This is a genomic window from Kitasatospora sp. NPDC059462 (assembly GCF_042749955.1).
Classification (GTDB): domain Bacteria; phylum Actinomycetota; class Actinomycetes; order Streptomycetales; family Streptomycetaceae; genus Kitasatospora.
The window spans coordinates 90,772-104,405 of sequence record NZ_JBHYUU010000008.1 but is presented as its reverse complement, the minus strand read 5'-3'; the positions used below and the strand labels follow the sequence as shown (position 1 = coordinate 104,405).

Genomic DNA, 13,634 nt, shown 5'->3' with positions numbered 1-13,634 from the left:
CGCGGGCGCCCCCGCCCCCCCGCCGGGCGGGCGGGCCGCCCCCGGGCGCCGGGGCCGCCCGCGCGGGCCCGCCCCCCGGGGGGGGGGGGGGGGGCGGCCCCCGCCGGCCGCGGGGGCGGGAGGGTCAGCCGCGCCGGGCGCGGCGGATGGCGGAGGTGACCACGGGCGGCAGCAGGTCGCCCACCGCGCGCTTGGCGACATTGGCGGGACGGCGGCGCTCGGCGGCCCGGGCCCGGCGCTCGGCCAGGTCGCGGACGGCCTCGTCGCGCTCGCGCTCGGCGGTGCGCAGGGCGTCCTCGGCGGCCCGGGCGCTCTCCCGGCGCTCGGCCTCGACGGAGAGCCGGGCGTGGTGGCGGGAGGGCCGGAACGGCTCGGCGCCCTCGTCGCTGCCGCTGATCCGGACCAGCCGGTGCCCGGCGAGCGTCTCGGTGGTGATGTCGCAGTGGGGCAGGGTGCCGCGGCGGGCCAGCAGGTCGAGCTGGGCGGGCCCGGGGTCGCCCCAGGTGCCGTAGAACTTGCTCTCGGTGAGCACGACGGGCCGCAGGCCGTGGTTGAACACCGCCTCCCAGGTGGCGGCGGCGACGCCCGGGGTGTGCTCCGAGCGGTAGTCGTCCAGCACCACGACGCCCTCCGGCGCGAGCGCGGTCCGGGCCACCTGGAGGTCGCCGGCGACGTGCTCGTAGAGGTGCGAGGCGTCGATGTGGATGAACCGGAAAGCCCCGGGCGGGATGCGGCCGCCGGCCAGCGTCGAGGTGGTGGCCTGGATGATCTCCGGCAGCCGGTCGTGGAAGGAGAGGTAGTTGGTCTCGAAGGCGGTGCGGGTCAGCGTCCTGCGGTAGGAGTTGTCCATCTCGGCGGCGTTCTCGTCGTCCGGCGCCGCGGAGTCGAAGAGGTCGCAGACCGTGAAGGTCTCGGCCGCCTGGAGGTGTGCGCCGATGACGATCGCGCTGCGGCCCAGGTAGGCGCCCATCTCCAGGAGGTCCCCGGTGAAGCCCGCCTTCTCCTGGCGGCCGAGGAACCAGTCGAAGAGGTGACGGTCCTGGTCCCAGAACCAGCCGGGAACGTCGTCGAGCACCGCCGGCTCCGCCGGCTGCTGGTCGGCACTGCGTGCGGCGTCGTTCACGGGGCGGCTCCTAAGACGGGACGAACGACCATGGGCAGGATCTCCGGGCTCGGAAGGGCCGGTCCCCGGCGGTCGGCGGCCGACGGTCCTCGCCGGCACACCGGCCCGGGCGGAGTGGCGCCCAGGCGCGTGGACAGGACCCGACCTGCCGCCAACCGTGGTCCGGCACGCCCGAGTGCGCTGCAATCTACTCGCCGCCGGGCGGAGTTGGGCGGACTCGTGAAGAAGAATTCCGCCGCCCGGCCATTTGTGGGCGTACTTGACGGATCCGCAGCGAACGGCCGACGGTTCGTCCATACTGCAACCGGGCCACCCGATTTGTCATCATCAGAGGAGATGACCTTCACCCGGTCGGCGTCCCCGGGGGAGGCCGGTCCGGCACCGACCGGGCCCGGGGGCGGCCCGGTCCTTGCACCCCCGGTGCGCGCACCGTTGACTGGTCCGGGACCGGCCGTACGAAGGGCCGGCGGGGGTCGCGGGGGCCAGTGGAATCCAGTGGAATCGGCACGAAAGGGCAGCACATGGCGGGCGAGACGGACCGGGCCGAGGGGTACGCCGAGTACACCGATCAGTACGTCGACGGCGCCTGGCGGCCCGCCCTGGACCAGGGGTCGATCCCGGTGCTCGACCCGGCGACCGAGCGCCTGCTCGCCACCGTCCCGGCCGGCGGCGCGGCGGACGTCGACGCCGCCGTCGCGGCGGCCCGCCGGGCGGCGCGCGCCTGGGGCACGACCACCGTCGCCGAGCGGCTGGTGCCGCTGACCCGGCTGCGGGACGGCCTGGCCGCGCACCAGGAGGAGATCGCCGCCACCGTCTCGGCCGAGCTGGGCGCGCCGATCGGCTTCGCCACCTCGGTGCAGGCCACCCTGCCGCTCACGGTCACCGACTCGTACCTGGAGCTGCTGGCCGGGTACCCGTTCGAGGAGCGGATCGGCCATTCGGTGGTGCACGCCGAGCCCGCCGGGGTGGTCGCGGCGATCACGCCGTGGAACTATCCGCTGCACCAGATCGCCGCCAAGGTGGTGCCCGCGCTGGGGGCCGGCTGCCCGGTGGTGCTCAAGCCCGCCGAGGACACCCCGCTGGTGGCCCGGCTGTTCGCCCGGCTGGTGGACGCGGCGGGCTTCCCCGCCGGGGTGTTCAACCTGGTGACCGGGACCGGCGCGGTGGCGGGCGCGGCGCTGGCGGCCCACCCGGGAGTGGACGTGGTCTCGTTCACCGGCTCGACGGCGGTCGGGCGGACGGTCGCCGAGACGGCCGGGCGCGGCATCAAGAGGGTGGCCCTGGAGCTGGGCGGCAAGTCCGCCAACGTGGTGCTGCCGGGCGCCGACCTGGCCCGCGCGGTGAAGGCCAACGTCGCCAACGTGTGCGCCAACTCCGGCCAGACCTGCAGTGCGTGGAGCAGGCTGCTGGTCCACCGCGACCAGTACGAGGAGGCGGTGGCGCTCGCCGCGAAGGCGGCCGACGGCTACGTCCCGGGCGATCCGGCGGACCCGGCGACCCGGATCGGGCCGGTGGTCAGCGCCCGCCAGCGCGAGCGGGTGCGCGGCTACATCGACGGTGCGCTCGCCGAGGGCGCCCGCCTGGCGGCCGGCGGCGCCGAGGCCCCGGACGGCCTGACGGCCGGCTTCTACGTGCGGCCGACGGTGCTCGCCGACGTCACCCCGGACATGACGGTGGCCCAGGAGGAGGTGTTCGGGCCGGTGCTGGCGATCCTGGCGTACGACGACGAGGACCACGCCGCCGAGCTGGCCAACGGCACCGAGTACGGCCTGGCCGGCGGGGTCTGGGCGGCCGACACCGACACCGCCGCCCGCTTCGCCCGCCGCCTGGACGCCGGCCAGGTCCACCTCAACGGCGCCCGCTTCAACCCCCTGGCACCGTTCGGCGGTTACAAGAACTCGGGCCTCGGCCGCGAGCTGGGCCGCCACGGCCTGGAGGAGTTCCTGCAGTACAAGGCGCTCCAGTACTGACCGGCCGCGGGCCCGGCCGGGACGGACCCGGCCGGGCGGCGGCAGGGGGTCAGGCCAGGTCGACGCCCGGGTAGAGGGGGAAGCCGGAGAGCAGGTCGGCGGCGCGCTTGGCGACGCCCTCGGCAACCGCCGGGTCCAGGGCGTACTGGGCCTTGGAGGGCGCACCGGAGGCGGTGAGGGCCGGGGTGGTGGCGCGCAGCACGGTGTCGATGAGGGCCGCGATCTCGTCCATCTCGGCGGTGCCGAGGCCGCGGGTGGTGAGCGCCGGGGTGCCGATCCGCACGCCGGAGGTGTACCAGGCGCCGTTCGGGTCCTGCGGGACGGAGTTGCGGTTGGTGACGACGCCGGAGTCGAGCAGCGCGGCCTCGGCCTGGCGGCCGGTCAGGCCGTGGCCGGAGACGTCGGCGAGCACCAGGTGGTTGTCGGTGCCGCCGGTGACGAGCGTGCCGCCGCGGCGCAGCAGGCCCTCGGCGAGCGCCTGGGCGTTGTCGACGACCTGCCGGGCGTAGGCGCGGAACTCGGGGCGGCGGGCCTCCGCGAAGGCGACCGCCTTGGCGGCCATGACGTGCGAGAGCGGGCCGCCGAGGACCAGCGGGCAGCCGCGGTCGACGTGCTCGGCGAGTGCGGAGGTGCACAGCACCGCGCCGCCGCGCGGGCCGCGCAGCGACTTGTGGGTGGTCGTGGTGACGATGTCGGCATGCGGCACCGGGTCGAAGTCGCCGGTGAGCACCTTGCCCGCGACCAGGCCGGCGAAGTGCGCCATGTCGACCATCAGGGTGGCGCCGACCTCGTCGGCGATCTCGCGCATCCGGGCGAAGTTCACCAGCCGCGGGTACGCGGAGTAGCCGGCCACCAGGATCAGCGGGCGGAACTCGCGGGCGGTGGCGCGCAGCGCGTCGTAGTCGATCAGGCCGGTGGCCGGGTCGGTGCCGTAGCTGCGCTGCTCGAACATCTTGCCGGAGATGTTGGGGCGGAAGCCGTGGGTGAGGTGGCCGCCGGTGTCCAGGGACATGCCGAGCATGCGCTGGTTGCCCAGGTCCCGGCGCAGTTCGGCCCAGTCCTGCTCGGTGAGGTCGTTGACGTTGCGGACCTTGGCGCGCTCCAGGGCGGGGCTCTCCACCCGCTGGGAGAGGACGGCCCAGAAGGCGGTGAGGTTGGCGTCGATACCGGAGTGCGGCTGGACGTAGGCGTGGTCGGCGCCGAAGAGGGCGCGGGCGTGCTCGGCGGCGATGGTCTCGACGGTGTCGACGTTGCGGCAGCCGGCGTAGAAGCGGCGGCCGGCGGTGCCCTCGGCGTACTTGTCGCTGAGCCAGTTGCCCATGGCGAGCAGGACGGCCGGGGAGGCGTAGTTCTCGCTGGCGATGAGCTTGAGCGAGGCGCGCTGGTCGTCGATCTCCTGGCCGATGGCGGCGGCGATCCGCGGCTCGACCTCACGGACCACGTCGAGGGCGGAACGGAAGGCGGTGTTGGCGGCGGGGGTGGCGGCCGTGTGCGGCTGCGGGGCCATGGCGGTCTCCTGGTGGGGAGGTCGGGGGGCCCAGGCGCTCGGCAACTGCGTCGTGATCCGGCACGGGGCCGCTTCCCGATGGTCGATTCCATCCGTGCGCGCCAGTCGCGGCCCGCCGGAATCGTACCAACGCCGGACGGCCTGTGGCGGACATCTCACCATACGGGACGGCAGCGGACATGACATGCACTTTGCCCGGCTATGTCCGTTCTCCTGCTACAGCAGTATTGCGGCGGAATGAAGCCGTCACAATTCCCGAAACAAAGGGTCCGAACCACTCCGCGACCACCGTCGGAATGATTTGCGAAAACCCCTTCCGGTCCGATCTGATGACGCCTGCCGGCCCTCCGGGAAACCCCCGGAAGGACCGGCCGGAAATGCACGTCGACGCACCCTCACCCACGGGGCGGCACAGAATTCGGGGAGTACGCCTCTCATGGCAGTGGTCGAACAAGTCGCAGCGCCGGACGCCCCGGCACCGCCCCCGGCACCCGCCCCGGCGGGACTGCTGCGCCGCGTCTGCCGCGACCGCACCGGGGCCGTGGCGCTCGGCGTGGTCCTCCTGTTCCTGCTGCTCGCCCTGGCGGCCCCGCTGATCGCCGCGCTGTACGGCAAGAACCCCACCGAGCACTACGGCCAGAACACGCCCGGCCTGCTCAGCGACGGCGGCCTGCCCGTCGCGCCGAACGGCGGAATCTCCGGGGAGTTCTGGTTCGGCCTGGAGCCCGGCCTCGGGCGCGACGTGTTCACCCAGCTGCTCTACGGCATCCGCACCTCGCTGCTGATCGCCTTCGTCTCGGCCGCCGTCACCACCACCCTCGGGGTGCTGGCCGGCGTCGCGGTCGGCTACCTCGGCGGGATCACCGACCGGCTCTTCGGCTTCCTGTCGAACGTCCTGCTGGCCTTCCCGACGCTGCTCCTGCTGCTCGCGCTCAGCCCGGTGGTGCAGTCCCGGCTGGTCGATCCGGGCACCGCGGAACCGGAGTGGATGCAGTTCCTGGTGCTCGTCCTGGTCTTCTCCGCGTTCGGCTGGATTCCGCTGGCGCTTTCCCTGCGCGCCACCGTCCGGTCGCTCCGGGAAAGGGATTTCGTGCAGTCCGCCCGGGCCCTCGGGGCGAGCGGATTCCACATCGTCCTGCGCGAACTCCTGCCGAACGTCCGGGCGCAGCTGCTGGTGCACGCCACCATGGCGGTGCCGGCGTTCGTCGCCTCCGAAGCGGTGCTGTCCTTCCTCGGCGTGGGCGTCAACGAGCCGGTCCCGGACTGGGGCCGGATGATCTCCCGCGGCTCCGAGGTCTTCCAGGCCGACCCGACGTACATGGTCTTCCCCGGCACCGCGCTGCTGCTCTTCGTGCTCGCCTTCAACCTGCTCGGCGACGCCGTCCGGGACGCCCTGGACCCGCGCGCCGCCCGCTGAGGCCCCGCGCCACCACCACCCTCACCGTTCCACCCGTTCACCCGACCCGCCCCGGAGCCCCGGGGCAAGGAGAGATTCGCCATGCGCTGGATCAGACCGTCCCTCGCCGTCCTCGCGACCGCCCTGCTGGCGACCTCCTGCTCGGCCGGCGCCGGCACCGGCTCCTCCGGCGCCACCGGCGCGGCCAAGGACACCTCGCCGCTGACCGCCGCGCTCGGCACCGAGCAGGAGAGCGCCGGCCCGGCCCCCGCCGTCGCCGGGGCCCGCCAGGGCGGCACGGTGAACGTCTACAACGCCACCGACTTCCGCCACCTCGACCCGCAGAAGGTGTACGCGGGCGCCACCTACAACACCTCGCTGCTCTGGGGCCGCCAGCTGACCCAGTACCAGGTGGTCGACGGGAAGGCCAAGCTGGTCGGCGACCTCGCCACCGACACCGGCACCCCGAGCGACGGCGGCCGGACCTGGACGTACCGGCTGAAGGAGGGCCTGGCCTGGGAGGACGGCCAGCCGATCACCTCCCGGCAGGTGAAGTACGGCATCGAGCGCTCCTTCGGCAAGGGCTACGAGGTCGGCCCGCCGTACTGGCCGCAGTGGCTGACCGGCGAGGCCAGCTACGAGGACGCCCGCAAGAAGTACGGCGGCCCGCAGGACGGCGACCTCGCCGCGATCGAGACCCCGGACGAGCGCACCGTCGTCTTCCGCTTCCCGCAGCCGCAGGCCGACGTGCCGTACATGGCCGCGCAGTCCTCCTCCTCGCCCGTGCGCCAGGACAAGGACACCGGCACCGACTACGACCGCCAGCCCTTCGCCACCGGGCCGTACCGGATCGTCGAGCACGTCCAGAACACCCGGATGGTGCTGGAGCGCAACCCGCACTGGAAGCCGGAGACCGACCCGATCCGCAGCCAGTACCCGGAGAAGTTCGTCTTCACCTTCGGGAAGGAGGCGCTGAACATCAACCAGGAGATCCTCTCCGGGCGCGACGGCGGCGAGAACGCCACCACCGCGGCGACCGTGCTCTCCCCCGAGCTGTACCAGACCGTGGACACCGACCCGAAGGCCAAGGACCTGGTCGTCTCCGGCCGGCAGGGCGCCTTCGTCACCTATCTGATGGTCAACAACGAGCGGGTCGCCGACGTCGAGGTCCGCAAGGCCCTCAACCTCGCCTACCCGCGCCAGCAGGCCCGCCAGGTCCAGGGCGGCACCCGGGCCGGCGAGCTGGCCACCACGCTCAGCTCCCCCGCCCTGGTCGACTGGCAGAAGTACGACCTGGACCCGGCGAAGCCGGAGGGCGACCCGGAGGCCGCCAAGGCCGCGCTCGCCAAGGCCAAGCAGGCACCCGGCGCGCTCACCTACGCCTACGCCAACACGCCCAACGGGCAGCGGGTCGCCCAGGTGCTGGTCGACGGCTTCGCCCGGGCCGGCATCACGGTCGTGCCCAAGCCGGTCGACCCCAAGGCGCTGCTGGACGAGGTGCACCGCGCCGACTCCCCGTACGACCTGTGGGAGGAGACCAGCTCGGTCGACTGGCCGACGCCCTCCACCCTGATCCCGTTCTCCTTCGACGGCCGCGCCGGCAGCGACCTCAACTCCGCCCGCTACCGCAACCCCGAGGTGGACAAGGAGATCGACCGGATCAACCAGATCGGCGAGCCGCACGCCAAGGCCAAGGAGCTGTACGCCCTGGAGCAGACCGTGATGAAGGACCTGCCGGTCCTGCCGTTCACCTACCCCACGGTCAACCAGCTGCGCGGCTCCAACGTCGGCGGCGCGTTCATCCACCCGATCTACGGGACGGTCAGCCTCGCCTGGCTCTACCTGAAGTCCTGACCCGCCCGAAGTCCCCGGACGGTCCCGCCGCGCGCCTCCCACGGGGAACGCGCGCGCGGCGGGGCCGCCGCCCCGACGCCCCCCGAACCCGGACCGGCCACCATGCTCTCCTTCGCCCTGCGGCGGATCCTCCAGGCGCTCGCCGTCCTGGCCGCGGTCTCCGCCGCCGCCTTCGCCCTCTTCTACGCCGGCCCCGCCGACCCCGCCCGGGCCGCCTGCGGCCCGCGCTGCGACACCGGCCAGGTCGCGGCGGTCCGCACGAGCATGGGCCTGGACCAGCCGCTGCTCGCCCAGTACGCCGACTACCTGACCGGGATCGTCGCCGGCCGGGACATCCAGGACGTCGACGGCTCGACGATCCACTGCGACGCGCCCTGCCTCGGCTACTCCTACCGGCTGCACCAGCCGGTCACCGAGGCGCTGGCCGACCACCTGCCGGTCACCGTGTCGCTGGCGGCGGGCGCGCTGGCCGTGCTGGTCCTGTTCGGGCTCGGCACCGGCTTCGTCACCGCGCTGCGGCACGGCACCCGGACGGACAAGCTGCTCTCCGGCTTCACCCTGATCGGCGCGAGCGTGCAGATCTACTTCCTCGGGTACGTCGCCCAGTGGGGGCTGGTCTACACCACCGGTCTGCTGCCGCTGCCCTCCTACACCCCGCCGGCCACCGACCCGGCCGCCTGGGCCGGCGGGCTGCTGCTGCCCTGGATCGTCCTCGGCTTCGTCAACTCGGCGGTGTTCGCCCGGCTGTCGCGCTCCCAGCTGCTGGAGACGATGAACGAGGAGTACGTCCGCACGGCCCGCGGCAAGGGCCTCGGGCGGCTGCGCGCCCACCTCAAGTACACCTCGCGCGGCGCGGCCGGGCCGCTGGTCCAGCTGCTCGGCCTGGAGGCGGGGGCGCTGCTCGGCGGCGCGGTGATCACCGAGACGGTGTTCGGGCTGAACGGCGTCGGCCGCTTCGCCATCGAGGCCGTCGAGGGCCAGGACCTGCCGGCCGTGGTCGGCGCCGTCCTGCTGGCCGCCTGCTTCGTCGTGCTGTTCGTCGCGCTGGCCGACCTCGTGGTGGCCTGGCTCGACCCGCGCATCCGCCTCGGCTGACCGTCCCCGTCCCGTTCTGGAGCCCTCCCCGTGACCACCTCCCCCGCCCCCGCCCCCTCCGCGGCCTCCGGGCCGGACGCCGAGCCGGTGCTCAGCGTCCGGGACCTGCGCGTCAGCTTCGCCGACCCGCGCGGCGGCGCCCCGGTCGCCGCCGTGCGCGGACTCTCCTTCGACCTCGCCCGCGGCGAGGTCCTCGGCCTGGTCGGCGAGTCCGGCTCCGGCAAGTCCGCCACCGGGCTCGCCGTGCTCGGCCTGCACGACCCGCGCACCACCACCGTCACCGGCTCGATCCGGCTGGCCGGGCAGGAGCTGGTGGGCGCCGGGGAGTCCGTGCTGCGGCGGGTGCGCGGCGGCCGGGCGGCCCTGGTCTTCCAGGACGCCCTCACCTCGCTCAGCCCCTTCCACGGCGTCGGTGCGCAGCTCGCCGAGATGTACCGGCTGCACCACCCCGGCGCGGGCCGCGCCGAGGCCCGCCGGCGGGCGGCGGCGATGCTCGACCGGGTCGGCATCCCGGCCGCCCGGGTGCGCGACTACCCGCACCAGTTCTCCGGCGGCATGCGCCAGCGCGTGATGATCGCGATGGCGCTGATGAACGACCCCGACGTGCTGATCGCCGACGAGCCGACCACCGCGCTCGACGCCCGCGTCCAGCGCCAGGTGCTGGATCTGCTGGGCGAGCTGCAGCGCGAGCACGGCACCGCCGTGCTGCTGGTCAGCCACGACCTCGGGGTGGTCGCCGGCACCACGGACCGCACGCTCGTGCTGCGCGACGGCCGGCCGGTGGAGAGCGCGCCGACCGCCGCCCTGCTGGCCGCGCCCCGCGAGCCGTACACCCGGGCCCTGGTGGGGGCCGCGCTCACCCTGGACTCCGTCCCGGGCGCGCCGCTGCCGACCGTCGACGACCCCTCGCCCGCGCCCCGGGCCGCCGTCCGCCCCGGGCCGGCCGCGGCGCCGTCCGGCCGCTGGCTGGCCGAGGTCGAGGACCTCTGCGTGCACTTCCCCGGCCGCGGCCGGCGCCTGCCGCTCCCGGGGCGCGGACGGCCCGGACCGGTCCGGGCGGTGGAGGGCGTCAGCCTGCGCATCGCGCCCGGCGAGACGCTCGGCCTGGTCGGCGAGTCCGGCTCCGGGAAGTCCACCACCTCCCGGGTGCTGGCCGGCCTCCAGCCCGCCACCGCCGGCACCGTGCGCTACGACGGCGTGGACGCCACCGCGCCCGGCCGGGCCCTGCGGCGCCGGCTCGCCAAGGAGGTCCAGCTGGTCTTCCAGGACCCGTACGCCTCGCTCAACCCGCGCCGGACCGTCGCCCAGACGCTGGACACCCCGCTGCGGCTGCACACCGCGCTGGACGCCGGGCAGCGCCGCGAGCGCTCCGCCGAGCTGCTGGAACAGGTCGGCCTGTCCGCCGCCCACCTGGACCGCTACCCGCACGAGTTCTCCGGCGGCCAGCGCCAGCGGATCGGGATCGCCCGGGCGCTCGCCCCCGAACCGCGGCTGATCATCGCCGACGAACCGGTCTCCGCCCTGGACGTCTCGGTCCAGGCCCAGGTGCTCAACCTGCTGATGGAGCTGCGCGAACGCCTCGGCGTCGCCTTCCTGTTCGTCTCGCACGACCTCGCGGTGGTCCGCCACTTCTGCGACCGCGTCGCCGTGATGCACCGCGGCCGGCTGGTGGAGTCCGCCGAGCGGGACCGGCTCTTCGCCGCCCCGCACACCGCGTACACCCGCGAACTGCTCGCCGCCGCCCGCTGAGCGGCGGGCGGCGGCGGGTAGCGGGCGGCGGCGGGCGGCGGGTGGTGTCGGTCCCCCGTCCGCGCGGACGCTGCGCCTACGATCGGTCACCGACCGTGAGCACACGGCCACCCGTCCCCGGAGAAGGGGTTTTCCGATGACCACGCTCGTCCGCCGATCCGTCACCCTGGTCGCCCTCGTCGGCCGTCTCAATCCCGCGGCCCTGGACGGACTGATCCCCCACGAGGCGGGCCACGGCGTCCTGGACGGCCTGCTCGCGGCTCGCGCCGAGGGCGGCGGCGAGGCGGCCGGGCTCAACCCGCAGCCGCTGCCGCCGGTCGCCGCCGCGCTGCGGCTGTCCGTCGCCCGCACCGTCACCGCCGTGGCCAACGCCGCCATCACCGCCCGGGTCTCCGGCGGCGACGCCCGGAAGGTCCTCGCCGAGGTGGGCGACGACTGGTGCGGCACCCCGCACGGGCGGATTCCCTGGCCGCGGCACTGGCCGCTGCCCTGGCCGCCGACCGGCCCGCTGCCGATCGACGCCGGCTACGCCACCCCGGCCGTCCAGGCGCAGGCCGCGCTCGCCTTCCAGGGCTACGCCAACGGCGTCTCTGACGAACAACTCCAGGAGGTCTTCGGCGAGTTGGCCGAGCGACTGGCGGACGCGGCGCTCCAGAACGCGGGCTGAACGGCGGCCCGGGAGCCGGCCGGGTGCCACTTCGCGGCTTCGGCTGCGCACCCGGCACCCGGCGGGTTAGCGTGCTGCGTCCGACCGTTGTGACTGCTGCTGTTGTGATTGCCGGGACCGACCAGCCGGGGGATGAACGGGTGTCCGAGGAACTGCTGCTCGCCAGGATCAACCACGGGTTCGACCACCTCGACGCCGACGGGGACGGTCTGCTCACCGAGCACGACCACGTCCTGATGGGCCGTGCGGTGGCCCGCTCGCTGGGCCACACGGAGGGGTCGGCCGCCGAACAGCGGATCGTCGCCGCCTACCTGGCCATCTGGCGCGACCTGCACGTCTCCCACCTGCCGATCGGCACCACGGCGATCAGCCGCCGCCAGTTCGTCGCCTCGACCCGCGCGCTCGCCGACGACCCGGTGGCCGCCCGGACCGTCTTCGGGGCGCTCGCCGAGGCGTTCCTCGCCGTCGCCGACGTGGACGGCAGCGGCACGGTGGACGCGGGCGAGTTCTTCGTCTTCCAGCGCGGTCACTTCTCCGCGCTCTCCCGCGACGACACGGACGAGGCGTTCCACCGCCTCGACCTGGACGGCGACGGCACCCTCTCCGCCGAGGAGTTCATCTCCGGCCTCATCGAGTTCTGGACCGGCCGCACCCCCGAGGCCCCCGGTCACTGGTGGGCCGGCCGCCCGCCCTACCTCGCCTGACGCCGCCTCAGTCGACCTCGGCACCGGGGAAGTCGCGCAGGGCCCGGACCTCCCGGGTCAGCAGCGGCGGCAGCACGGAGAGCAGCGAGACGGCGGCGACCGTCCAGAGCGCCGCCCGCGGGCCCACCGCCGACCCGAGCAGGCCGCCGGCGGCCGCGCCGAGCGGCAGCGCGCCCCAGATGACGAAGCGCACCGAGGCGTTCATCCGGGCCTGCAGCGCCGCCGGGGTCACCGCCTGCCGCAGACTCACCTGGACGATGTTGTAGGCGGTGCTGCCACAGGCGAGGAGCCCGGCCGCCACCGCCAGGGTGGGCACGGCCCGGCCGGGCCCGGCCGTGGCGAGCAGCAGCACGCCGAGGCCGGGCAGGCAGCGGGCGGCGAGCAGCACCCGGCCCACGCCGAACACCCTGGCCAGCCGGGCGGTGAACAGCGCGCCGAGCAGGGCGCAGGCGTTTCCCACGGTCAGCGCGAGTCCGAGCCGGCCGGGCGAGAGGCCGAGGTCCCGCAGGGCGAAGGCGGGCAGCAGCGCGCTGAGCGCGCCGCCGAACCCGGCCAGGTTGGCGAGCGCGCTGGCCAGGACGAGCGATCGCAGGGCGCGGTGGCGGAAGACGAAGCGCAGGCCCTCGGCGATCCGGGTGCGCATCGGCTCCCGGGCCGCCGGGGCCGGGACCGGCCCGGCGGGCGGGCGCGGAGGGCGGATCGCGCCGAGGAGCAGCGCGGAGACGAGGTAGCTGGCCGCGTCGGCGAGCAGGATCAGCGGGGCGGCCGCCCACTGGAGCAGCAGGCCGGACAGACCCGGTCCGGCGAGGTCGGCGGCCGAACGGGAGAACTCCAGGCGGCTGTTGGCGTCCGCCACCTGGTGCCGCCCGACGACGGCGGGCAGGAAGGCCTGGTCGGCGATGTCGAAGAAGACGGTGAACAGGCCGGTGACGAAGGCCACCGCGCAGAGCAGCGGCACGCTCAGCACGCCGAGGGCGTGGCCGAGCGGGACGACGCCGAGGGCGACCGCCCGGCCGGCGTCCGCCACGACCATCACCCGCCGCCGGTCCCACTGGTCGAGCAGCGCGCCGGCGGGCAGGCCGATCAGCAGGAACGGCAGGGTCTCGGCGGCGGACACCAGGCCGACCTGGCCGGGGGTCGCACCGACGGTGGTGAGCGCGAGGACGGGCAGCACGAAGAAGCTCAGCTGGGTGCCGAACTGGCTGACGGTGTGGGCGGACCAGAGCGCGGCGAAGTTCCGCTGCCGCCACAGGGCGGGCGGCGGCCCGGGTGACGGGGGCGTCGCGGTGGTCGTCGCCGTCCGCCCGTCCGCACCCGCCATGACGTCCACTCCCCCGGTCCGCCCCGTCGTGCCGGGCACCCGGTGGATGGTAGTCGAATGATCCCGCCGGCGCGGGCGGTTCGCGGATCCGGGCGGCGGGCGGGGCCTTCCTGCGGCACTCCCGGGACGTGCTCGCCGAGGAGGGCGACCCGGGCGGCGCGACGGTCCGCTCCGCGGCCGCGTGCGGGGCCCGCCCGTGCGCGGGCGGGCCCCGGGACGGCCGGGCGGGCGGTCGGGGCGCAGCGGCC

10 protein-coding genes and 1 riboswitch are annotated in these 13,634 nt (G+C 74.9%); of the genes, 7 read left to right on the top strand and 3 right to left on the bottom strand.

Going from position 1 to position 13,634, the window contains the following annotated elements; genetic code table 11:
- Positions 1-124: 124 nt before the first annotated feature.
- A complete protein-coding gene (locus ACFXAM_RS04455; protein WP_380287496.1) occupies positions 125-1,123 on the bottom strand; it encodes a class I SAM-dependent methyltransferase in 999 nt (332 codons plus the stop codon).
- Positions 1,124-1,644: 521 nt separating this feature from the next.
- Between ACFXAM_RS04455 and ACFXAM_RS04450 the strand changes: the two genes are divergently transcribed.
- Entirely contained in the window at positions 1,645-3,093 is a 1,449-nt protein-coding gene (locus ACFXAM_RS04450) for an aldehyde dehydrogenase family protein (RefSeq protein WP_380287495.1), read from the top strand.
- 49 nt (positions 3,094-3,142) lie between these two features.
- Here the strand turns inward: ACFXAM_RS04450 and ACFXAM_RS04445 are convergent, their stop codons facing one another.
- Positions 3,143-4,600: a glycine hydroxymethyltransferase gene (locus ACFXAM_RS04445; protein WP_380287494.1), complete on the bottom strand. Its 1,458-nt coding sequence runs from the start codon at positions 4,598-4,600 to the stop codon at positions 3,143-3,145.
- A 21-nt stretch (positions 4,601-4,621) separates the two neighbouring features.
- A riboswitch (ZMP/ZTP riboswitch) is annotated at positions 4,622-4,719 on the bottom strand.
- A gap of 317 nt (positions 4,720-5,036) precedes the next feature.
- Between ACFXAM_RS04445 and ACFXAM_RS04440 the strand changes: the two genes are divergently transcribed.
- The 6 genes from ACFXAM_RS04440 to ACFXAM_RS04415 all read left to right on the top strand — a co-directional run bounded on the left by ACFXAM_RS04440 (position 5,037) and on the right by ACFXAM_RS04415 (position 12,065).
- Positions 5,037-6,017, top strand: coding sequence for an ABC transporter permease (locus ACFXAM_RS04440; RefSeq protein ID WP_380287493.1), 981 nt, complete (start codon positions 5,037-5,039; stop codon positions 6,015-6,017).
- Between the two features lie 81 nt (positions 6,018-6,098).
- Positions 6,099-7,850 carry an ABC transporter substrate-binding protein gene (locus ACFXAM_RS04435; RefSeq protein ID WP_380287492.1) on the top strand — a complete coding sequence of 584 codons (1,752 nt, stop codon included), beginning with the start codon at positions 6,099-6,101 and terminating at the stop codon, positions 7,848-7,850.
- Between the two features lie 102 nt (positions 7,851-7,952).
- Positions 7,953-8,945 carry an ABC transporter permease gene (locus ACFXAM_RS04430; RefSeq protein ID WP_380287491.1) on the top strand — a complete coding sequence of 331 codons (993 nt, stop codon included), beginning with the start codon at positions 7,953-7,955 and terminating at the stop codon, positions 8,943-8,945.
- Positions 8,946-8,975: 30 nt separating this feature from the next.
- Entirely contained in the window at positions 8,976-10,694 is a 1,719-nt protein-coding gene (locus ACFXAM_RS04425) for a dipeptide ABC transporter ATP-binding protein (RefSeq protein ID WP_380287490.1), read from the top strand.
- 136 nt (positions 10,695-10,830) lie between these two features.
- Positions 10,831-11,361, top strand: coding sequence for a hypothetical protein (locus ACFXAM_RS04420; protein ID WP_380287489.1), 531 nt, complete (start codon positions 10,831-10,833; stop codon positions 11,359-11,361).
- 140 nt (positions 11,362-11,501) lie between these two features.
- The gene (locus tag ACFXAM_RS04415) at positions 11,502-12,065 is read left to right on the top strand and encodes an EF-hand domain-containing protein (protein ID WP_380287488.1); all 564 of its coding nucleotides are present in this window, start codon (positions 11,502-11,504) and stop codon (positions 12,063-12,065) included.
- A gap of 7 nt (positions 12,066-12,072) precedes the next feature.
- Here ACFXAM_RS04415 and ACFXAM_RS04410 read toward each other — a convergent pair whose 3' ends face one another.
- A complete protein-coding gene (locus ACFXAM_RS04410; RefSeq protein WP_380287487.1) occupies positions 12,073-13,425 on the bottom strand; it encodes an MFS transporter in 1,353 nt (450 codons plus the stop codon).
- Positions 13,426-13,634 lie beyond the last annotated feature (209 nt).

Excerpts from the sequence above, each read along its gene's own strand:
- ACFXAM_RS04450 (WP_380287495.1), top strand. The coding sequence starts at position 1,645 with ATGGCGGGCGAGACGGACCGGGCCGAGGGGTACGCCGAGTACACCGAT.
- ACFXAM_RS04445 (WP_380287494.1), bottom strand. The coding sequence starts at position 4,600 with ATGGCCCCGCAGCCGCACACGGCCGCCACCCCCGCCGCCAACACCGCC.
- ACFXAM_RS04440 (WP_380287493.1), top strand. The coding sequence starts at position 5,037 with ATGGCAGTGGTCGAACAAGTCGCAGCGCCGGACGCCCCGGCACCGCCC.
- ACFXAM_RS04435 (WP_380287492.1), top strand. The coding sequence starts at position 6,099 with ATGCGCTGGATCAGACCGTCCCTCGCCGTCCTCGCGACCGCCCTGCTG.
- ACFXAM_RS04430 (WP_380287491.1), top strand. The coding sequence starts at position 7,953 with ATGCTCTCCTTCGCCCTGCGGCGGATCCTCCAGGCGCTCGCCGTCCTG.
- ACFXAM_RS04420 (WP_380287489.1), top strand. The coding sequence starts at position 10,831 with ATGACCACGCTCGTCCGCCGATCCGTCACCCTGGTCGCCCTCGTCGGC.